This window comes from Psychrobacter sanguinis, from assembly GCF_020736705.1.
GTDB lineage: Bacteria > Pseudomonadota > Gammaproteobacteria > Pseudomonadales > Moraxellaceae > Psychrobacter > Psychrobacter sanguinis.
Genome location: NZ_CP085990.1, coordinates 185,582 through 207,212, shown reverse-complemented (window position 1 = coordinate 207,212; position 21,631 = coordinate 185,582). Strand labels below are relative to the sequence as shown.

Sequence of the window (21,631 nt, the reverse complement as noted above, 5' to 3'; positions counted from 1 at the left end):
AACACCCTATGTATTAGGATAGATAAAGTGAATGGTGCTAGGTTAATTTATGATAAAAGTTAAGGACAACCCTCAGCTGCCAGCCATAGGGCTGATTATAGGGTGTATTATATTCGGGCTAGGTAGCCTTATTGTGGCCCACGTTGAAGTGGGTGGGTATGCCATGGCTTTTTGGCGTTTGGCAATATCGGGTATAGTATTTACGGTATTGGCCACCGTGTTTGGTCAAAAAATGCCGGCCAACAGCGACAGCAAAAAAAATAAAAAAGCGTTTTTTTATACGTTATTGTCTGGTGCTTTTTTGGGCTTAGATTTGGCATTGTGGCACGAGAGTATTTATGCGGTAGGCCCTGGTATATCGACCCTATTAAACAGCTTACAGATATTCTTCTTAGCCGCTTTAGGCTTTTTGATATTCAAAGAGCGTCAAACTATCTTGCAATTGATAAGTTTGGTAATTGCCTTAGCAGGCGTGGTGTTTATTGCCAGTCCGGAGTTTGCCAATAATAATCATGCCGCTTATGGCTTTGTGACGGGTATTGTTTCGGCCAGCATGTTAGCGGCCTCAATGACCTTTATTCGCTTGACCCATCAAACCTCACCGACGCCTATATTCATATTAATGCAGCGGATTAGTATCGGCGGTAGTGTGGCCATGCTCATTCCGATGTTTTTATTTGATTGGGGCAGTATATTGCCCAATTCTTTGTCTGAGTTAGGTTGGATTATCGTTTATGGCACGGTGATGCAGTGTTTGGCTTGGGGTTTAATTGCCTATTCAATACCTAAGTTGTCGCTGGCATTAACCGGGCTATTATTATTGAGCGAGCCAGTAGCGGCTCTGATTATTGATTATTTTTGGTTAGACAAACCCATTAATACGTTACAGTGGACGGGGGCGGGGTTGACCATGTTTGCTATTTATTTAGGCTCACTAAAGCCGAAGTCCCTTGAGCAATCAGCGAAGCTACGCCGCTATCGATTTTTTTCAAAGTTTTATCGACGCAGATAACCCCAGTAAATATCATTGTAAATAGTACTATCAAGTGGCGAAAGTAGATAGCCCTAAAAAAGCCCACAGTTTAAAGTGGGCTTTTTATTGAGCCATTCAAGGACCCTTATCTGCAGTTTAAAGATGGCTAAGCCAATAATGACTGGCTAATAATAACTAAACTCGTTTATTGGCAATCTCACGGTTGAAAAAGGCATTTAATAAAATAGCCGCTAAAGTAGCCGTACCAATACCGCCTAAGTCAAAGCCGCCTAGATGAAGACTGAAGTTACCGGCACCCATAATTACGGTTACAGCTGCAATTATTAGGTTGTTATTTTTACTAAAATCGATTTTGTTATCTATCCAGATTTTCACACCAGACACAGCAATCAGACCAAAGACAACGATAGAGGCACCCCCAAGTAAGGCAGCTGGAATGCTTTGTACAATAGCACCAAATTTAGGCGATAATCCCAAAAATATAGCCACAATGCCCGCCATAACAAAGATGGTCGTACTGTATACCTTGGTTACTGCCATTACCCCAATGTTTTCGGCATAAGTGGTCACACCCGTTCCGCCGAATCCTGAAGATAACGTAGTGGCTAAGCCATCTGCTAAGAAGCCGCGTCCGATATAAGGGGTCACATGAGACTTAGTCATGCCTTCTACCGCTTTAAAATGCCCTAAGTTTTCTGCCACTAAAATAAAAGCGATAGGGGCAATAAGGATAATAGCGTCTAAACTAAATTCTGGCTTATGTGTGCTAGGCAGACCAAACCAAGCCGCTTGTTGCACATGGCTAAAGTCGATAGGGGTGCCAAAGCCCATCACATTAGACACAAGATAATAGATGATATAGGATAGGATTAAGCCCACAAGCAGTAGCAGACGACGCAACATACCGCGAGTAAATATCGCCACGCTACTAATGAGTACCACTGTTAATGTCGCCATCCAAGCATCAAATTGATTGGCAGAGACACCTTGTACAGTCACTGGAGCAAGGTTAAGACCGATAATCATCACAATAGCGCCTGTCACGATAGGCGGCATTAATTTCTCAATCCAGTTGGTGCCTACTTTCATGACCAGTAGACCTACTAGTGCATAGATAATACCACACACCATAATGGCACCTAATGCCACATTTAAGTTGGTATTGGGGCCGCTTCCTGCATAGGCTGTAGCAGCAATTACAGGGCCGATAAAGGCAAAGCTTGACCCTAGATAGCTTGGCATGCGCCCGCCAGTGATGATGAAGAACAAGATGGTACAAATGCCGGACATCAAGATGGCAAGGTTGACATCGAAGCCCATCAATAAAGGAGCCAACACCGTCGCCCCAAACATAGCAAAGGTATGTTGTACCCCAAGCATCACACTCTTACCAGGTGGTAAATACTCATTAATGGCCACAGCATGTTGGTCTAAATCACCTTGGAAGGGTTTCCAGTTTGGGAACCATTTTCCATTACTAAAGTCAGGATCATATTCATATAAAGGAGCGGGTTCTACTGTGTGGGAAGTGGGGGTATCCACAGGGCGAGGGTCCATAGGTAGTCCTTAGTGTGAGGGTTACATTGCTGTATTAGTGACGTTAATAGAGAAATTGATAGTAGTATTGTAAGGAAATGTATTATAGACGAATTTAAGGGGGTATAAGTAGAGTGTTGCCATGACAAAGTAAAATAAACAATGAAATAATAGGGGTTATTGCTTTTATATCCGATAGGGTAAAACCAACATGAGTAACTCAATGATTCGAAAGCATGGTCGTACCACAGAGATAACTCAGCATGCTGAGCTAGAAGTGTTAAGACGAATTCGCAAATTCTTATTACCAAAGGACTTCACAGTATCTTCAGCACTCCTGGAAGAAATGGCTGCGGGGTATGATATCGGTGATCCAGTGGTCGACAGGTTGCTTGCGAAAAACCAAAAGTTTGCCAAACCACTGCAAGCTTATATTCTCAATAAATCTCCCCAAGCTGAATCCATTCATTCAAATGTTGAGTCTAATAATGTTTTAATTACTGAATCAACCAATGGATCAATGAATGAATCAATCATTGACTCAGACTTAAGTAATAACTTAACGGACAACCCTAATTTTCAGCAGCTGGCTACTCAATTTTCTAGTCATCCAGAATGGTTTGACCCAGACTTGGCCGAAATTGGCGCCATAGCTTATCGACGCTATCCCTTAATGTTGATTTGGTTGCTAAGAAATGTTTCCTTAATGGCAGGATATAGTATTCCCGCTTTGTCACTTCCTCTCATTAAGACAGGTGCATTGGTTCACGATGCATTGCCTAGGTTGATGCGTACCTACTCTTATATTTTGGCAGTTTCAGAGCACCCTGATCTTAATGGAGCCCAAACAGTATTGGCTATCGGTAGTGAAGGGTGGCGTCAGAGCATCAACGTGCGTCAAATACATGCCATAGTACGTCAAAAGCTTACTGAGGACGGTTGGGATAGCGCCTATTGGGGCATACCTATTAATCAAACCGATATGGTGGCCACTCATTTGCAATTTTCACTGCTTATTATGCGTGGCCTAAGAATATTAGGGGCAAGAATTAGCAAAGAGGAAGCCAAAGGTATCCTACATCTGTGGCACTTGGCCAGTTGGTGGATGGGCATTGATTTAAAACGCTTACCTGAAAATGAAACTGACTGTTGGACTTGGCTTTATACCTATTTGGCGACGCAGCATTTAGATTTTGAGGTAGGTAAGCCTTTGGCGGATGCGCTGCATAGATTGCCGTCACAAATTATGGGTGAGGACAATAGAAAGGGTAGGTTTGTAGAATTGGTGAATGCTAGTGTGACCCGTACGCTTGTCGGTGATGACATCAGTGATGGACTGGGATTGCCTAAGTCTCGACTACGTCATGGGGTATTGGTCAGTGTGCCTATATTATTTGGGCTAGATACTTTAAGGCGGCATAATACCAAGGCGGCTATTAAACTTGAGGACTTTAGAGCGAAACGTCAGAATAATATGAACTGGTGGTTACGCCAGAATGATAGCTATTATAGTGAGTAATCATTACCGACCTAAAATGTTTATCAATCATCACTGATTAATAAATTTTAGAGTAAAGAGATTAAAATAAAGAGGACAGCCAGAGTCTTAACTTAAGCGACCACTCAGGTTGGATACCGGTTAAACCCTGGGTCATTTCACCGTCTTTAAGAACCACATAAGAGGGAGTAACCTGGCCCTGCCAATCGCTGAATATCTCTCCCGATTCATCATTTATGGTAGTAAATGAGTAGCCGTGTTGTGTCATAAACTGCTCAATATCTTGATTACTACCTGATTGAGTGGCAATGGTTACTACAGGATAAGTTTGTGATTCAGCCAAAGCATTTACCTTCGGCGAGGTGGTGCTACAGATAGGGCACCAAGTTCCCCAAAAATAAACCAATACTGGAGACTGGTAGCTCAGTGCCTCAATATCCACCACCTGTCCTTGATAGTCTGTTAATGTCAACTCAGGATTCGCTGGCATAATAGGCTGTCGCCACCAGTTAATCACCGTATATATAACCGCAAATATCAACAAGTACTTAAGTCCTGACAACAACCAAGAGAGCGCTTTTGGCTTTGACCCAGACTCCTTTGAGCCCTTTAAGGCTTGGGATTCTGGGGACGTCGTTTGAGAACTCTTCTTGGTACGTTGCAGGTCAGTCACGTTTAATCCTGGGTTAGGGCCTGTCGGTTATTTGAACCAGCCAGATGGGTCAATGACTTATGAGAATACTCATAAGCAATGAGCCATAAACTTTAAGTTATGAAGGTTTAGTGGCTCTATCATGTAAAGGCACACCCTCTCTTACACTATGAGAGTTTTGCTTCAACTCTTCTGGCGAGCTATTTTCCACAGATTGCTTGGCTTTTTTCTTCCATTTCAGCGTAAAGATATCATCACGGCGATCTTTAAGGTTGTTGACAGACCCTTCGTTACGCACATGAATAAGTTTATCTAAGTCTAAGTCAGAGAAGAAGACCATTTCCGTATTGGGTGTGGTCTCAGCCATAATAGCATCATGCGGGAAAGCAAAATCAGAAGGTGAGAATACTGAAGACTGAGCATATTGAATGTCTAAGCTTTCTACCTGAGGTAGGTTACCCACAGAGCCGCAAATCATCACATAGCATTCGTTTTCAATGGCACGTGCCTGAGCACAATGACGAACGCGTAAGTAGCCGTTTTTGGTATCTGTCCAGAAAGGAACAAACAAGATATCCATGTCCTCTAATGCCAATAGGCGGGCAAGCTCAGGGAACTCTACATCATAACAAACTAAAATCCCAATACGACCTGCATCGGTATCGAATACTTGTACCTTGTTACCACCTTCAATTACCCAAGCACTACGTTCATGCGGGGTAATATGAATTTTGCGTTGCTCTTCTACCGTACCGTCGCGGCGACACAGATAACTGACGTTATATAATACTTCTGTCTCTTTATCAAATAACGGCATTGAGCCGGTAATGACGTTAACGTTATAACTGACCGCTAAGTTTGAAATCTCGTTTTTAAACCATTCGGTATAGTCGGCCAAAAATCGAATCGCAATGTTTTGATCCGTTGACTCACACAGTCCCATTAATGGGGCGTTGAAGAATTCAGGCAGGCAAGCAAAGTCAGCATTATAATCTGCCATGATGTCCACGAAGAATTCCACTTGTTGTAGCAGCTCTTCAGGAGACTCTACTTCACGCATTTGCCATTGAATACCACCAATACGCACATCGGTTTTACGAGCATTAGGCTTATAATCTTGAGGTTCATAGTAGATATTGGCCCATTCTAGCAGCGTGGCAAATCCTTTCGACTGTTTATCATCAGGCAGATATCCGGTCAAGATACGTTTAACAATAAAGCCGTTTGACAACTGAAAAGACAACGTGGGGTCATATATCTCACGATTTTCTACCGCATCAATATATTCGCCAGGGGTCATATCTTGATAGTTATGATATTTAGGAATTCGGCCCCCTGCCAAAATAGCTCGGAAGTTCATCTGACGACATAGCTCTTTACGCGCATCATACAGGCGACGTCCTAGACGATAGCCACGGTAATCAGGGTCAATAAGGGCATCAATCCCATATAACGCATCACCTTCTGGGTCGTCTTTGATAATTTCACGTTGACCTAATAAGTCGTCATAGGTATGTGGGTTAGAGAATCTTTGATAATTAACACGCATGGTTAATACCATACCGATAAGCTTATCGTGGTCGAATAAAGCAATTTGGCCTTCAGGGAACGAGTCAATTAAGGTGTTTATAGTGGTTTTAGACCAAGCACCGCCTAAGCTGACATACACACGGTCCATTAAGGTCTTCAATTGAGGGTAATCTTTTTTCTTAATTTCAGCTATTTTTAGGTGAAAGTCTTCAGTTTTTTGGGTCATGGGGTTACTCGTCACGCGAATTAAATGTTAAGGGCATTTGGATTTCAGGTTTTGTAGATTAAATGAGCGCTTAATTATTAGGCGTCTAAATATTAAAGGCTAAGTTTTAAATGCCAATCACTCAATTAAGGTTAATAATTTAAATATGTAGATGCTTACGTCTCTAAATAAGGGAACCACAGACTTATAGAAGTTAGTCTATAAAGCCAGAATACGCTTTGCCAATTGAGTGGCAATAAAGAACAAATTTATGAAACATATTATGAAGACCATATTATAAAGGCTAGGTAGGGTATAAAAAATGAAGAATTGTAAAGTATTGATTTTTGTTGTGAATTAATTCTTATCGATTAAATAGTAGGATGGATAGGTTAGGAGAGATTTCAATAACTAGTATTAACCATTTTTGTTGGTTTATGCATAAGTTAGCGATTTATTTATATTGTTAATTGCTATATAAAAATAGTAATTTATTGTATGATTAACATTAAATCATGTATGTCTTATTTTAATGCTGCTTTGGGTTCAAGACTATGACGCATGCTAAGGACTCGAATTATGCCTCTTCACGAATACAATACGGTTAATACGCTAAATAATATTAAAGACGATGCGCTCATTCGCTTGGTCTATGTCAGCCGTTTGACTTTTAAAAGCCGTTTCAAGCCTGCTATTTTCAATACCGTCGAACGAGAAGCGCGCAAGTATAATCAACAGAATGGTATCACTGGCATACTTTGTTATGGCGATGGAAATTTCCTTCAATGTCTTGAAGGTAGAAAAGAAGTATTGCTGCCTTTGGTGCAAGATATATTCGATGACAGTCGACATGGAAAACCGCGAATATTGCTGATAAAACCTATTGTTCATCGTGATTTTGAAAACTGGGGTATGCGCCTAATGTTTTTAGAGCGTTGGCTATGGTCTCCTGAGACTAAGAAGCAAGCTGACACTTTGTCTAAGTTCTTACCTTTTAAACCCAATAAGTGGAATGAGGAAAATACTGAAGAATTTTTACAAGCCATTCGAAAAATTGAAACACCGCCACATGTACAAGAGTCAGGTATTACTTTAAATGCTTTAGGAAATATGATTCAACACTTCGTGGGACCACACCAAGCTTTTATCTTGGTACAAGGTGTTCTTAGCATATTGCTCATTTTTGCTATTTTTATTCTGTTAAAATAGTTTTAAAAAATTAGCTTTCAAAAAAAAGACGCCCTATAGGCGTAATGCCAGTCAGTTAAGGCTGACTGGTATTTTTTTTGGGATATTTTTGTGGCTTACCCTTAACCACCCTCGGGCAAGATCGCTTTCTGCGTTCAGGAATAACAAACAATTTTCCTTCCTCTAAAAGTGCATCTAACAACTTAGGGAAGAGTCCTGCAGCCTGTAAAGGTGCAAACCGTAACAGATCAACAATCGTAATAGACGCCATATGAAAGCTAATTCGTAGAGGGCTAACCTTAGCTCTAAGAGCCATATATCGCATCAAACGTCTTATCAGATTATAAGCAATCATAAGCCCCCAGAATTCTTGTAATACAAGCTGTGGCAGCTTACTTCTTAACAACAGCCCCTGCTGTAAATCAGACTTAATTTCCCTAAAAGCCATCTCGATCTCCCAGCGCTGCAAGTAAAGCTGTGCCACTTTATCCTTAGTAAAGCGTTTATCATCTATTAAAGAGGTGATGTATCGTCTTGTCTTACCCTCATAACGACACTCAATTAATCGAGCTTGCCAAGTATCGGGTAGGTTTGGATTTTTCTTTTGTGCCTGAGGAGAGACGGGCATTTGTATTAAGTAGTCCCCTTCACTAAAGGTTTCAATCACAGTGTAACGCAGATTATCTTTAGCCCGCATGAGCCAGTGACTGTTTGGATGGGCTTGTTGCCAACTGATAAGTAGGTCTGCTGAGAAATAGGCTCTATCAAAGAGCGTAATGCTGTTGTCTTGAACATTTAGCTGACGGGCTAAGGTGATCTCTCCTTGACCCATATCTGCAAGGGTTGTGTCAATGATCTCATGCGTGTCAGTATTGATCAGACATACCGAACGCATTTGGGGATAGGGCGCCTCTTTAGTTCTGCCTTTGCTTGAGCTAAAGTGCTGAAGGTTCTCATCAGTGGATGGGAGTGAGTATACGACGCCATCTACAGCTTGGACGCTAAGTCCCATGAAGTCTTGCTGCTGGGCTCGTGATTCTGTTTGGTAGTGAGCACTTAGTTGATGAAATAGCTGCTTTAGAGGCTCATGCCCGAGGCGTTGTCTCGCTTGTACCACAGCGCTGGGTACGCAGGCCTGTGAGTCTATATTAAGCCGCATTTGCTCTGTGATATACCAAATTGAACGGTTACGATATAAAGCTGTGCCGATGACTATCCAAACAACGTGTTCGGCAGGTAGCTTACGTCTTCTAATGCTCGCTTTGCCCGTATATTCTAAAGCCTGCTGTATCCACTCAGGGTCTATTAATTCACTAAATTGTTCTAGGGTGTCTGGAATCCTTTTATGCGTCTCATTAATAGCGTCTTGTAGTCTCATAGTAAAATAGCCCATCTACTTATTAGATAGGCTATTTTATTACTTTTATTGAGTTTTTGCCTTAACTGACTGGCATTACCCTATAGGCGTCTTTTTTAATGGTAACAAGGTTTAAAACTGCCACTTATTTAAGGCGATTTATGGTTTAAGTAAATCGTCAACAAGCGGGCAGTTTAGCTTTGATTATTTAACTATGACTAACACATTACAGATCGCACGCATTAAATATCAAAGATTTTGCCACGGTTCATAATACCCTTTGGATCAAACACCTTCTTCAGCGCTTTTAGGTATTCAATCTCAGTATGACTGCGACTGTATTCTAAATAAGGCTTTTTAGTCATACCAACACCATGCTCGGCAGACACTGAACCGCCATATTTTTGGACAGTGCTGAACACCAAATCATTAACACTTTGACATTTCTCAAAAAACTCATCTTTAGATAAGTTATCAGGCTTTAAGATATTTAGGTGCAGGTTACCATCACCGATATGACCAAACCAGCAAATCTCGAAGTCCGGATAGTTGGCGTTTACCACCGATTCGATGTCTTTAATAAATTCAGGCACGTAGCTAATTAATACTGACACATCGTTTTTATATGGGGTAAATACTGAGATAGTTTCCGAAATATACTCGCGCAGTTTCCACAGCTCAGCTGCTTGAGCAATACTTTGACTCATGACACCATCGACAATCCAGCCGTTTTCCATGCACTGTTCAAACATGGCCATGGCTTTGTCCATAATAGGCTCATACGGCGCTTCGAACTCTAGTAGCGCATAGTATTTGGTACGTGCTTCAAAAGGCTGCTGCACATGACCGGTCGCCATCAGCTTTTCAATGGCCACCTCATCAAAGAATTCAAAGGCAGTTAGGTCAATTTGAGATTGAAAAGCAGACAGCACATTCATGACATGCTCAAACTCTTCCATACCAAATACCATCACCGTCAAATCTTGCGGTGCACGCTCAAGTTTAATTTGTGCTTTGGTGACAATCCCTAACGTGCCTTCAGCGCCGATAAATAAATGGCGTAAGTCGTAACCAGTAGCGTTTTTGATCATACCGCGGTTCAGCTCTAAAATATCACCGTTACCCGTCACCACGGTTAAGCCTAATATCCAGTTGCGGGTCATACCATAGCGAATCACTTTGATACCGCCAGCATTGGTACCGATGTTACCCCCAATTTGGCTAGAGCCTGCTGAGGCAAAGTCTACGGGATAATATAAGCCTTTGTCTTCTGCAAACTGCTGTAGCTGTTCGGTGATAACCCCCGCTTCAATTTCAACCATTCTATCAGCGGCAAAAAACTGACCGATTTTATTCATTTTATCCAGACTGACCACAATTTCACCGTTGCTGGCCACTGCACCGGCTGACAGGCCTGTACGACCGCCACTTGGGGTAACCACGATGCCATGCTCATTGGCCAATTTCACCACCGCTTGAACTTGTTCGGTGGATTTAGGAAACACAATCGCTGAGGGCGCAGGTGCAAAATGCTTGGTCCAGTCTTTACCCCAATGCTCTAAACTTTCACCATCTGTTTTAATTTGATTGTCTTCAAAGCCATGAGAGGCTGTTAAAGCAGTGAGTAGAGTGTTCAAGGCTGTAGAGTCTATAGCAGTATCTTTTGAAAGCTGCGGGGCATCAATGGGGGATTGATCTGAGCTGTGTGCCAGTTCATGGGCTGGAGAAGCATTATTTACAGTATTGGATGCAGTCATATTGGTCTCTACAGAAGTTTAGGATATAAAATAATTAAAAACTAAAATACAGCGGCTGCGATAAATAGCATAACTGGAAGTTTGTTATTATAGTCGCATTTGGCAGGCCTTTATTCATAATTTAGTCTGCCAAAATAATTAAATATGTTATAAGATAGTTCTATTATGACATAGTGCTAATAGAGTATGTAAGTCACAATAAATTGACTTTACTTTTAAAGAAGCTGGATTTTTTGTGGCTCACTACCGTCATATTAGTTAATTTAACGCTTTTTATGACTTATAAAGTTTCACCTATAAAGTTACACTTAAAGTAGAATTTATAGATTAGCACCGGATAAGGTTCTTACCTAACAACCCATCAAAATAAGGGCAAAGACATGGCATTATCGCTTGAGAAAGATAAAATACGTTTTTTACTGCTAGAGGGCTTACACGAAAACTCACTTAAAGTTTTAAATGATGCGGGTTACACTAATATTGAATACCTATCGCATGCTTTAGATCCTGATGAATTAGCAGAGAAAATTAAAGACGCTCATTTTATCGGTATTCGCTCACGCACTCAGTTAACGCGCGACATTCTTGAGAAAGCAGAGAAGTTGATTGCGATTGGTTGTTTCTGTATTGGTACCAACCAAGTTGATTTAGAAGCTGCTCGTGAGTTTGGTATTCCTGTATTTAATGCCCCTTATTCTAATACCCGTTCAGTGGCTGAATTGGTATTGGCAGAAGCGATTATGTTGTACCGTGGTATCCCAGAGAAGAGTACGGTAGTTCACCGTGGTGGCTGGGGTAAGTCTGCTAAAAACTCTCACGAAGTTCGTGGTAAAGTGATGGGTATTGTCGGCTATGGCTCAATTGGCTCTCAATTGTCAGTATTGGCTGAAAGCTTAGGTATGAAGGTTATTTATCACGACGTTATGACTAAGTTACCTTTGGGTAATGCAGTACAAGTAGGTAGCCTAGAAGAATTATTACAGAACGCCGATATTGTGACACTGCATGTGCCAGATCTACCTAGCACCCGTTATATGATGAAAAAAGAGCAGTTTGATTTAATGAAAGAGGGCAGTTACTTCATTAACGCCGCCCGAGGCACCTGTGTTGAGATTGATGACTTAGCTGCTGCTTTAGAATCAGGTCGAATTTTAGGCGCTGCAATTGACGTGTTCCCGAAAGAGCCTAAGTCTGCAGAAGAAGAATTTGAATCACCACTGCGTAAATTTGACAACGTTATCTTGACCCCACACATTGGTGGATCAACTCAAGAAGCACAAGCCAATATCGGCTTAGAAGTGGCTGAGAAGTTTGTTAGATACTCAGACGCAGGCGATACCACAACATCAGTGAACTTCCCTGAAGTTAGTGTTCCTGTGAAAGAAGGCTCACACCGTTTATTGCATATTCATAAAAACGTACCAGGTGTTCTATCACAAATTAACAGCTCATTTGCCAGTGCCGGTATTAACATTCTAGCGCAAAGCTTAATGACTGAAGGTGATGTGGGTTATTTAGTTATGGATGTAGACAACCGTAACTCTCAAGAAGCCTTAGATAAGTTGAGAGATATTAAAGAGACCATTCGCGTTCGCGTGTTATTCTAGTCTACATTGCCTTGTTCAAGGTAGTCTCGATTTAAGTCATAAAAGAAGCTGGCATCTGCCAGCTTTTTTTATATGTCTCATTTGATAAAGTAAGCTACGGTAACTATACTTATATTTATAATATTTTTAAGTATAATGTTGTGTGATGTTTGAAGAATTTAGAAGACCACATTCAAGAATAGAAATTAATCGCCGATAGCTGATAACAGTTACCCATATTAGATAAAAGGACAACCCTTATGCAAGTTAAGTCATTTTTACATGAGGATACGGAGACTTATACTCACGTATTAATCGATGAAACCAATAAATTGTGTGCCATTATTGATCCTGTATTGGATTACGACTTTAAGTCAGCGCACACGGGTACTAGGTCTGCCGATCGCGTCATTGACTATGTGAAACAGCAAGGCCTAACCTTACAGTATATTATTGAAACACATGCCCATGCTGATCATTTAAGTGCTGCGCCACATATTAAGCAAGCGCTAGGTGGGCAACTCGTCATCGGCAAGCATATCACTGAAGTGCAGAAGATTTTTAAAGAAGTCTTCAATCTAGATAATTACTTCAAAACAGATGCCAGTCAATTCGACCAACTGACGGAAGAGGGTACAGAGTTTATGCTAGGTAATATTAAGCTTAGCGTCATCCATGTCCCTGGCCACACCCCAGCAGACATGGCTTATATCGCTGAGGACACCACAGACAGTGAACGAAGCCTGGCAATATTTGTTGGAGATACTTTGTTTGCCCCTGATGTGGGTACCGCGCGAGTCGACTTCCCTGGTGGGGATGTAAATGACTTATATCACTCTATTCAAAAAATCCTATCTCTTCCGGGCGATACTGAAATCTACCTTTGTCATGACTATCCGCCTGAAGGTCGGGAACACTGCCCGGTAACCACAGTGGCTGCTGAAAAAGCGGAAAACATCCATGTGCGCGACGGTATCAGTCAAGCTGAGTTTGCCAAAATGCGAACAGAGCGTGACGCCACATTAGAGATGCCTAGATTGATTATACCGTCAGTACAAGTCAATATAAGAGCAGGCGAATTTCCAGAGCCTGAAGATAATGGGGTTCGTTATCTAAAAGTGCCCATTAATACCTTACAATAATATTTTGTAATGGTTCGGTCGTTGGTCTTATTTTGGTCTAGACCAAGATATACCATCAATATAATGGCTTGCGTCGCTGAATAAATAAACGCTTATCAAAATAGCCTGCTTTGTTATTTGTTTAGCGTTATTTATTCAGTAGGCACTTTATGATAGTATAACAAGCTAACATCGTGGGTTTAATTGATAGGGTCTCATCAAAAACCATTATCACTGCAACTTCCAGCACGATATAAAATAACTCTGGTAAAGCGCAAGAGCCTATACTCCGACTGGGTAATCTGTGCCTGATACGTCTTATTTATGGTCGGAGTTTTAGGAGTTTCAAAATGTCTACATCCTCTTCCGTTACTTCTGCTTGTGGTACTTTTCAATATACTCGGCGCTATACCCCCCAATGCGACTTGGCTAAACTTATCGTTAATGAAATGAAAGTGCAGCATTTTCATGCCCCTCAAATCATAAAAGCCATGGGATATCCTGCTAAGCATAGTATTGCTGCGATAGATCGCCTGCGTTATGTATTGTGTAGCCCGAATTTAGGGTTAGATGGGAGTTACATCGATGCCTTTTATAGCTCGCCTGAATTTCTAATTGAGTTATTTAATGTTTTGGGCATAACACCTGAACAATACTTAGAAGAGATGGCGTCCATTCGTCAAAGGTTAGAGCAATCAAAATAACAACACAATCAGTTAGGCTGCTTTACAATGCTTTTTTACAGTAGCTTATTGGCACTGAGACATTGTTCAGACTGATTATAGGTAGTTGGCTAAAGTGAATCCGTAGAAGAAGGATGGTGTGCTCAAAATACTTAACTACAAAGACGGCGATACCATACTAGCTATTATCTTGCTTACCTTTATAAAATTAGTATTGGCTATGGGTCTGTGTTTGTTTGCCTTTTATTTAGCTTTTGCCTCTACAATGGGGCCCACCATAGCGCCTGAAATTTGGATAGGCAGTATGCCATTAGATATGTTTATACGTTTTGCAATGATGATTGCTGCGGTAGGTATCATCCTTTTTGCAATAGTGTGGTTGTTCTATCCTTTACTACATTATCTCTATAAAAAATCGTTTCATAATTAACATAGATAAAAATAAGGCACCTATTTGTGTAATAGGTGCCTATATCAATATATTTCAGTAGATATTAAACATCAGTAGGTCTTAACGTTATCAATGATGGCTATGACCTAAATGACTATGACCACCAGCCATGCTATCTGCTTCTTCCAAAGAGCAAACAATGGCATCAAGTCTGTTATGCGGATGCTCAATAGACTCAACTTGTATGGTTGTATGGTTAATACCCAGCTCTTCTAAGCTATGCTCAAGCTCATGAATCAATTCACTGGCCTGTAAGATACGCATGTCGCCATCGACTACCACGTGACAAGATAAAGCGTGAAGACCACTGGTAATAGTCCAAATATGCAAATCGTGAACGGTAATGATGTGATCATGAGACTCGATAGTCTGTTTCACTTCATCCAATGAAATCTCTTCTGGAGTACCCTCCATTAAGATATGGGTAGAGGCTTTTACCACTCTATAACCACTCACTAAAATCAAAACAGCCACGATTATAGAGGCGACGGGGTCAGCCCACCACCAGCCCATCCACATCATCGCTAGTGCCGCAATAATGGCAGCTACTGAACCCAGTAAGTCGCCCAACACATGTAGATAAGCACTGTGCATGTTAAGGTTCTGGACACCTGATTCAGGATCTTCATGGTCATGACTGTGAGAAGCACCACCACGGTGCAGCATATAGGCCACTATTAAGTTAACGGTTAAACCAATGGTGGCAATAATTAACATGCCTTTTGAGGCAATGTCAGGCGGTGAAGAGAAGCGTCCAATAGCTTCCCAAACGATCATCAGGGAGATGATGATTAAAGTCGCCCCATTGGCACCCGCGACCAGAATTTCAAATCGTTTATAGCCATACGTCTTCTGGTTATTGGCTTCTTTTTCGCCAATTTTAAAGGCCAATAAAGTAGCCCCTAGCGCAACCGCATCAGATAACATATGACCTGCATCTGACAACAGAGCCAAACTGTTTGTTAAGACACCACCCGCGGCCTCCACCAACATAAATACCGTAATTAAGATAAAGCTAAACAGTAGGGTTTTTCGCTGTTTGCTCATATCACGGGCTTCAGGTTCATCATGAAAGTGAGGAGGATTATGATCGTGAACGGGCTTATGACCGTGACTATGACTGTGATCCGAATGATGATTAGAATTATGAGAAGTCATGACTATCATTAATCTCCGTAAGATGACACGTTAATATGTTTTTATTATAAGTAAAATTAGACAATCTACCAGCCGATAGGATCTACATCCAAAGTTAACTTTAAGTATTTGGCTGAGGGTAACTGTAACACTTGTGGCCACCAAAAATTTAGCAGTTGATGTAACTGTGGTCGCTGTTTTGATAACAATAAAAGCTGACTGTGATAGCGACTGTTCTTCATTTTCATCGGTGCATCAATCGGCCCTAAAATAGCCAGTTCATGCGGTGGCATAATGGCAATGGCATCTTTTAATACCTGAGTGGCCTGTCGTAATGTCTTAGCCTCGCAGCGGATAAGGGCACCGTAAGTATAGGGCGGCAAGCCTAGCATTTTACGTTCTTTCAACAACTCTAATGCAAAAGGCTGATAACCATCACGTACCAATTTTCGCAGTAATGGATTCTCTGGCTGTACCGTCTGTATTAATACCTTACCTGGTTTACTGCCGCGACCTGAGCGTCCTGCTACTTGGACAATTAATTGAGCTGTGTGTTCAGGAGAGCGGAAGTCTGGAGACAAAAATCCTCGATCGGCATTGGGCAAACACACCAATGTGACATTAGGGAAGTGATGACCTTTGGCAACCATTTGAGTCCCAACTAAGATAGCAGGGTTGCCGCTATTAATACGGCGGTAGATGTCCTCCCAGCTGTCCTTTTTTCGTGTGGTGTCGCGGTCAATCTGAATAATAGGGTAGGTTTTTTTGCTGGTTTGTGGGTTGGAAAAAAGAGCATGCAAGCTTTCGGTTAACCGAGTGGTGCCCATGCCCACAGCATTTAGATTGACGCTTGCACAATCTGGACAGGCTAGAGGAATAGAGGCTTGCCAGTCACAATGGTGACACTTTAAATAGCTTGGCTGTTGTGTGTTGAGCTGACTGTGATGTACGGTCATATGTGCTTCACAGCGGACGCAATCTGCCTGCCAGCCACATGCTTCACACAGTAATATAGGGGCATATCCTCGGCGATTCAAGAACACCAATACTTGTTCGCCCGCTTCTAGCGTCTCGCGGATGGCCACAATAGTATCGTCAGTGAGTCCGGTGTTTTGTGAGCCTTTGAGATTGGGCAATAAAGATGCTTGCTGAGTAGGAGCCGCTGGCGAGTCGCTATACTTAGTCGGGGTATCGCGAGCATCGACCAACTGCATAGTGGCCTCTTTGGCATTACCGGCTCGCTGCGTTAGTAGCAATTCGGTCAATTTGCCATCTTGCACCAGCTTGAGATGCTCAAGTGATGGGGTAGCGGTGCCGAGTACCACGGGAATACCCAGTTGATAGCCTCGATATAAGGCCACATCAGCCGCATGATAGCGCAGTGTGTCTTGCTGCTTATAAGATTGATCATGAGACTCATCCACCACAATAAGGCCCAAATCCGCAAAGGGATGCAAGATAGAGGAGCGAGTACCAATAATAATCTGAGCACGACCTTGACGGCAGTCCTCCCAGCCATGTAGTCGCTGAGTCACATTTAATCCAGAATGTAACAGCAGTATATTGGCGGCGAAACGAGCGGCGAAACGGGCTCTTGTTTGTGGGGTTAAGCCAATCTCAGGCACTAAGACCAACACCTGCTTGCCAGCTTCCAAAATAGCTTGCATGGTTTGCAGATATACTTCAGTTTTCCCACTGCCAGTTACCCCGTTCAGCAAAAACCCGCCGTACTTCGCTTGTTTGGCGGTCGCTCCTATCTTATCTACGGCTTGTTGTTGTTGCTCATTAAGGGTCAACGGCATCTTGGCGAGTGTGACCGGACGCGGCGCGGCTTGCTCTTCTAAGAAACGCTCAATTAAGCCATTTTCCTCCAAGCGCTTTAAGAATGGACGTTCCATACCCTCTAACAGTAAGGTATCTTCACTGGCACCGTGCTCACCATGCAGTTTTAGCATGGCGAACTGTTGCTTTTGCTTATGCGCATTACTGTGGAAGTCATCTTCGCTGACATTGGGTAAGATACGCCAATGCGTAACCAACATATCTAGGGGTTTACCCTGACGAATAAGGGTAGGCAGCATCACCGAGAGTACATCTCCCAAAGGATAGTGATAGTAACTGGCCAACCAACGTGCCAAAGAAAGCATTTGTAGGTCTAATATAGGAGCAGTATCAATGACTTGCTTTATGGCTTTAAGTTTGTTTAATGGGACATCGCTTTGATTGCTATCGATATGATCGACCACAATCCCAATTAAGGTTTGACGGCCAAAAGAAACTTGTACTCTACCTCCAATAGGAGGCAGGGCAGCCACATTACTGGCAGAATCTGTAAGGGTGTTGGCGCTATTGGTATTATTAGAGCTGGGGAGGTAATCAAATTCACGATAAAGAGGCACCGGTAGGGCGACACGAATAAGCATCAGATGGTGACCTCCTTAAATGAAAGGTTATAAACTGGCTCGAAGTCAGTTTATAACCTAAGTATTTAATAGCATAAAGCAGACGTTGTTTTTAACGTCAAGATTTCAGCGTTGAGATAATAAAATGAGAGGACAATTAATCTTCGATAAATAAAATAGATTCAATCTCAACAATGCCGCCTTTAGGAAGAGCAGCAACTTGTACTGCAGCACGGGCAGGATATGGTTCCGCCAAACGCTCAGCAAAAACAGCGTTTAAAGCCGCAAAATCATTCAAGTCAGTCAGTGACACATTGAATTTAACCACATCGCTTAGTTTACCACCGGCTGCTTCACAGATGGCTTCAATGTTGTCCATCACTTGAGCAGCTTGAGCGTCAAAGCCTTCACGAAGTTCCATAGTTTCAGGATCAAAACCTAATTGGCCTGAGATATATACTAAGCTGCCACCTGCTGATGGGATTTTAACCGCTTGTGAGTAGGCACCAACGGCTGCAGGCGCTTTATCGGTATGAATAGTTTGACGTGCCATAATGAGTTCCTTTTTTATTAATTAACAATTTAAATTACAAATTTATATCGTTGAAAAAGCAGCCATCACCAGTAGGTATTAATGGTAGCGATCAAGCGTGCTATGTATTAAAACCTTATTCCTATTGAGGCTAGACTATCAGTTATAAGCGATATAGACGGCGAATACTACCAAAGCCCACATGGGGACGTAAAGCCTCGATACCCTCTAAAACATGACTACGACTGCGCACAATCACATGGATAATCGTTGAGTCAGAACGCACATCCATTTTTTCAATACCAATATTCAATTGACGTAACGTATAGAGAACATGGGACACTTGCTCATCATTTAGTGCCAAGTTTATTTTCAAATAAGCGGTAAAGTGAGGACGTTCGCTTGGATGTTCAATACTTTTTTCTATCTGCTCTTCACTATACCAATTAAGTTGAACCAACTCATAAGGCTTGTCAGCATATTTGTCGACGATAGAGTAACAGCGATGACGGTGTAACACCAAGCCATGCATGGTCAAATGACCAATAATGGGATCACCGAATATCGGGCGACAACAGCCGGCAAAATGTACCTCAACCCCGTTAGCATTAGACAATAATTGGTTGGGACGGTCAAAGCCTTTTTTACGCGCTTGCTCATGCGTTTTGGTCACATCATCGCTGAATAAGCGAGAGACCACCAACTGTGGTAACAGAGCGCCGGCGCACATACTTTCGTACAACGCTTCTTTGTTATCGATATTTTGCCATTTTAATAGATCTTGCCAGTCCGCTTCAGTCAAATCCTCAAGTGATTTTCCGTACGTTTTTAACGCCCGATCTAACGCTTGCTTCCCATGCTGTTGTTGCTCCTCAATAGGTAAGCTACTAAACCAGCGTTTCAGTGAGCGTTGGGCTTTACTGGTCACCACAATACCTAACCACTCCGCCTTAGGTTTAGCATCTGAATCTACCTCAATTTCTACCGTATCACCTGCTTTAAGAATAGAGCCAAGCTTGGCTTTTTTACCATTAATATTGGCACCCACTGCCACATTACCTACTTTAGGACCCACCGCATAGGCAAAGTCCAAAGCGGTTGCGCCTCGTGGCAACTCGTAAGCTCGACCTTTGGGGCTATAACACAAGATTTTTCGACTATTTAAATAAGAGATAAGCTCATCAATAGTGCTAACCATGTCATCATAGTCGGGGTCGCCTTCTTTATGGCCACTTTCATTATCATAATCAATGAGCTCTTTCATATTGCGTAATGAGGCTTTAATCACAGATCGGCTAAGCTCAGACGCCTGATCTGCACCAATCACCCCTAAACGAGATACCGCTTCCATCTTGCGAGTAAGCAGCGTCACTTGAATGATGTCGTTATCGCGTCTATAGGTCAAAGTCAGCGACTGATTACCACCGGGTAGAGGGTGACGAATATTATCTTCAACAAATTTTTCTGAAATTCGGTATTTTTTGATCAGGTAACCGGCCAATGAATCACATTCTTCAATGGTGTTGGTCACAATTTCAAAAGCATAATGACGCAATAAGTCATCAATCTCACCACGGTTACGGAAAAACTGACGGTACATAATGACGGTGTTCTCTAAGGCACGAACATGTCCCGAGATATGATGTTTATCCATCACATAGTTAAGATACTGCTGAATATTCTCTTTTTGATATTTTCTACCTAGGCCATGCTGTAGAAGCTTGTCCGACATTTTGGTATACATCACCGGATCAAGGTTGCGATAACACAAGATTTCCATGTAGTCAGCGATGTCATTCATGCCCATTAGTCGGGCAAAAGGCACATAAAATTCTAAAGTTTCAGAAGCGGTCGACTTTTGCTTTTCCGGACGCACTGAGTCTAGAGTAGACATATTGTGCAAACGGTCAGCTAATTTGATAATTAACACTCTAGGATCATCTAAAGTGGCCGACATAATCTTATGAAAAGTCGCGGCTTTATTTTGTCTCTTATTGTGATTGGAGGATTTTAGTTTGGTGACCCCATCTACTAAGCGTTCTACTGTTACCCCAAAACGTTTGATAATCTCTTCTGAAGTGACCTCAGTATCCTCTACTGTATCGTGCAAAATTGCGGCAATAATGGTGTCACGGTCTAATCTAAAGCCGGCTAAAATCTCGGCAACAGCGATAGGATGGGTGATATAAGGTTCACCGGATTTTCTTTTGTCTTTAATATGGGCTTGATCGCCATATGCACAGGCCTCTAAGACCTCCTTTTTCTCAGCGTCATTAAGGTATGACACAGCGCGCATTAAATTGCGCTGTGCTTCATCTACCAAATGATGGCTTAACTTAGGCAGGTTTTGCATATAAGCCGTCTGATTTAAATGCTCATCATCATACAAGTCTAGCAGAGAAATATCTGGGCTTAATATGGGATCCAAAACATTATCTGCATTGGCAATATTATTAATCACATTGCCATCAATATCAGTACTTAGCGAATTAAGCATATCAGGTTCGGAGTCAGAGGTGCTCGAGCCAGGATTAGGGGCGTTTTGAGTTTTAGGGGGTAACATAATTTGATCATCCTTTAGCTAGGCAACAGACAATAATATGCATCAATAGAGAGTGAAAAACCGTAGCTATCTATCAGTCTATTCTATGGGAAATCGCACTTTATATGGCGCAATAAATTCCAGCCGATAAAAATAGTATGGGGATAACAATAATAAAAAAACAGTTAACCCCTTAATTAATCTTAAAAATAGCTTGCTGTCAACTATTAAGCGATGAATCCTTAAAATAAAGCTAAGCTTTTCTACTAGATAGCCGAGCTTACAGTAACATAGCCTACATTATCCAAGGCCTATTAAAGTCAAAAAAACATGGCTATTAACAACCTATAAATAAGTAAATGATGACTATAAAAACAGGCCTCATTATTGACCAAGTCTGACTATTGAAATAGATAGAATATAAAAAACCACGATTTGCTAAATGCCTATCGTGGTTTTT

General features: G+C 41.9%; 15 protein-coding genes. 6 read left to right on the top strand and 9 right to left on the bottom strand.

The window, feature by feature from the left end; translation table 11 throughout:
* The first annotated feature begins 49 nt into the window (after positions 1-49).
* The gene (locus LK453_RS00920; RefSeq protein WP_201526576.1) at positions 50-1,012 is read left to right on the top strand and encodes a DMT family transporter; all 963 of its coding nucleotides are present in this window, start codon (positions 50-52) and stop codon (positions 1,010-1,012) included.
* A 156-nt stretch (positions 1,013-1,168) separates the two neighbouring features.
* Here LK453_RS00920 and LK453_RS00915 read toward each other — a convergent pair whose 3' ends face one another.
* Positions 1,169-2,551: a solute carrier family 23 protein gene (locus LK453_RS00915; RefSeq protein WP_201537261.1), complete on the bottom strand. Its 1,383-nt coding sequence runs from the start codon at positions 2,549-2,551 to the stop codon at positions 1,169-1,171.
* A 190-nt stretch (positions 2,552-2,741) separates the two neighbouring features.
* Here LK453_RS00915 and LK453_RS00910 point away from each other — a divergent pair, with 190 nt between their 5' ends.
* A complete protein-coding gene (locus LK453_RS00910; protein WP_201537264.1) occupies positions 2,742-4,049 on the top strand; it encodes an oxygenase MpaB family protein in 1,308 nt (435 codons plus the stop codon).
* Between the two features lie 61 nt (positions 4,050-4,110).
* Here LK453_RS00910 and LK453_RS00905 read toward each other — a convergent pair whose 3' ends face one another.
* Positions 4,111-4,701 (bottom strand): protein disulfide oxidoreductase, encoded by a 591-nt coding sequence (locus tag LK453_RS00905; protein WP_201537267.1) that lies wholly within the window; start codon positions 4,699-4,701, stop codon positions 4,111-4,113.
* A gap of 97 nt (positions 4,702-4,798) precedes the next feature.
* Positions 4,799-6,436, bottom strand: a complete 1,638-nt coding sequence (locus LK453_RS00900) for a carbon-nitrogen hydrolase family protein (protein WP_201541604.1) — start codon at positions 6,434-6,436, stop codon at positions 4,799-4,801.
* A gap of 558 nt (positions 6,437-6,994) precedes the next feature.
* Between LK453_RS00900 and LK453_RS00895 the strand changes: the two genes are divergently transcribed.
* On the top strand, positions 6,995-7,624 hold the full coding sequence (locus LK453_RS00895) for a BLUF domain-containing protein (RefSeq protein ID WP_201537273.1): 630 nt from the start codon (positions 6,995-6,997) through the stop codon (positions 7,622-7,624).
* Between the two features lie 55 nt (positions 7,625-7,679).
* On the opposite strand, the gene LK453_RS00890 is transcribed toward LK453_RS00895, so the two are convergent.
* Both LK453_RS00890 and LK453_RS00885 read right to left on the bottom strand, forming a co-directional pair.
* Positions 7,680-8,981 carry an IS4 family transposase gene (locus tag LK453_RS00890; RefSeq protein ID WP_227945142.1) on the bottom strand — a complete coding sequence of 434 codons (1,302 nt, stop codon included), beginning with the start codon at positions 8,979-8,981 and terminating at the stop codon, positions 7,680-7,682.
* A gap of 221 nt (positions 8,982-9,202) precedes the next feature.
* On the bottom strand, positions 9,203-10,717 hold the full coding sequence (locus LK453_RS00885) for an FAD-binding oxidoreductase (RefSeq protein WP_201537751.1): 1,515 nt from the start codon (positions 10,715-10,717) through the stop codon (positions 9,203-9,205).
* 380 nt (positions 10,718-11,097) lie between these two features.
* Between LK453_RS00885 and serA the strand changes: the two genes are divergently transcribed.
* The 3 genes from serA to LK453_RS00870 all read left to right on the top strand — a co-directional run bounded on the left by serA (position 11,098) and on the right by LK453_RS00870 (position 14,128).
* Entirely contained in the window at positions 11,098-12,324 is a 1,227-nt protein-coding gene (gene serA / locus LK453_RS00880; RefSeq protein WP_201529177.1) for a phosphoglycerate dehydrogenase, read from the top strand.
* 239 nt (positions 12,325-12,563) lie between these two features.
* Positions 12,564-13,445 carry an MBL fold metallo-hydrolase gene (locus LK453_RS00875; RefSeq protein ID WP_201537749.1) on the top strand — a complete coding sequence of 294 codons (882 nt, stop codon included), beginning with the start codon at positions 12,564-12,566 and terminating at the stop codon, positions 13,443-13,445.
* Between the two features lie 329 nt (positions 13,446-13,774).
* Complete coding sequence (locus LK453_RS00870) at positions 13,775-14,128, top strand: hypothetical protein (RefSeq protein WP_227674360.1); 354 nt, start codon at positions 13,775-13,777, stop codon at positions 14,126-14,128.
* Positions 14,129-14,627: 499 nt separating this feature from the next.
* On the opposite strand, the gene LK453_RS00865 is transcribed toward LK453_RS00870, so the two are convergent.
* The 4 genes from LK453_RS00865 to LK453_RS00850 all read right to left on the bottom strand — a co-directional run bounded on the left by LK453_RS00865 (position 14,628) and on the right by LK453_RS00850 (position 20,982).
* Positions 14,628-15,725, bottom strand: coding sequence for a cation diffusion facilitator family transporter (locus tag LK453_RS00865; RefSeq protein WP_288775163.1), 1,098 nt, complete (start codon positions 15,723-15,725; stop codon positions 14,628-14,630).
* Between the two features lie 56 nt (positions 15,726-15,781).
* Positions 15,782-18,118, bottom strand: coding sequence for a primosomal protein N' (locus LK453_RS00860; protein ID WP_201537747.1), 2,337 nt, complete (start codon positions 18,116-18,118; stop codon positions 15,782-15,784).
* Between the two features lie 136 nt (positions 18,119-18,254).
* Complete coding sequence (locus LK453_RS00855) at positions 18,255-18,650, bottom strand: Rid family detoxifying hydrolase (RefSeq protein WP_007394095.1); 396 nt, start codon at positions 18,648-18,650, stop codon at positions 18,255-18,257.
* A gap of 142 nt (positions 18,651-18,792) precedes the next feature.
* The gene (locus LK453_RS00850; RefSeq protein ID WP_201537757.1) at positions 18,793-20,982 is read right to left on the bottom strand and encodes a RelA/SpoT family protein; all 2,190 of its coding nucleotides are present in this window, start codon (positions 20,980-20,982) and stop codon (positions 18,793-18,795) included.
* Positions 20,983-21,631: the final 649 nt, after the last annotated feature.

Coding starts and splice junctions, on each gene's coding strand:
- LK453_RS00890 (WP_227945142.1), bottom strand. CDS start 8,981: ATGAGACTACAAGACGCTATTAATGAGACGCATAAAAGGATTCCAGAC.
- LK453_RS00895 (WP_201537273.1), top strand. CDS start 6,995: ATGCCTCTTCACGAATACAATACGGTTAATACGCTAAATAATATTAAA.
- LK453_RS00915 (WP_201537261.1), bottom strand. CDS start 2,551: ATGGACCCTCGCCCTGTGGATACCCCCACTTCCCACACAGTAGAACCC.
- serA (WP_201529177.1), top strand. CDS start 11,098: ATGGCATTATCGCTTGAGAAAGATAAAATACGTTTTTTACTGCTAGAG.
- LK453_RS00910 (WP_201537264.1), top strand. CDS start 2,742: ATGAGTAACTCAATGATTCGAAAGCATGGTCGTACCACAGAGATAACT.
- LK453_RS00875 (WP_201537749.1), top strand. CDS start 12,564: ATGCAAGTTAAGTCATTTTTACATGAGGATACGGAGACTTATACTCAC.
- LK453_RS00885 (WP_201537751.1), bottom strand. CDS start 10,717: ATGACTGCATCCAATACTGTAAATAATGCTTCTCCAGCCCATGAACTG.
- LK453_RS00865 (WP_288775163.1), bottom strand. CDS start 15,725: ATGATAGTCATGACTTCTCATAATTCTAATCATCATTCGGATCACAGT.
- LK453_RS00900 (WP_201541604.1), bottom strand. CDS start 6,436: ATGACCCAAAAAACTGAAGACTTTCACCTAAAAATAGCTGAAATTAAG.
- LK453_RS00850 (WP_201537757.1), bottom strand. CDS start 20,982: ATGCAAAACCTGCCTAAGTTAAGCCATCATTTGGTAGATGAAGCACAG.
- LK453_RS00920 (WP_201526576.1), top strand. CDS start 50: ATGATAAAAGTTAAGGACAACCCTCAGCTGCCAGCCATAGGGCTGATT.
- LK453_RS00860 (WP_201537747.1), bottom strand. CDS start 18,118: ATGCTTATTCGTGTCGCCCTACCGGTGCCTCTTTATCGTGAATTTGAT.
- LK453_RS00870 (WP_227674360.1), top strand. CDS start 13,775: ATGTCTACATCCTCTTCCGTTACTTCTGCTTGTGGTACTTTTCAATAT.
- LK453_RS00855 (WP_007394095.1), bottom strand. CDS start 18,650: ATGGCACGTCAAACTATTCATACCGATAAAGCGCCTGCAGCCGTTGGT.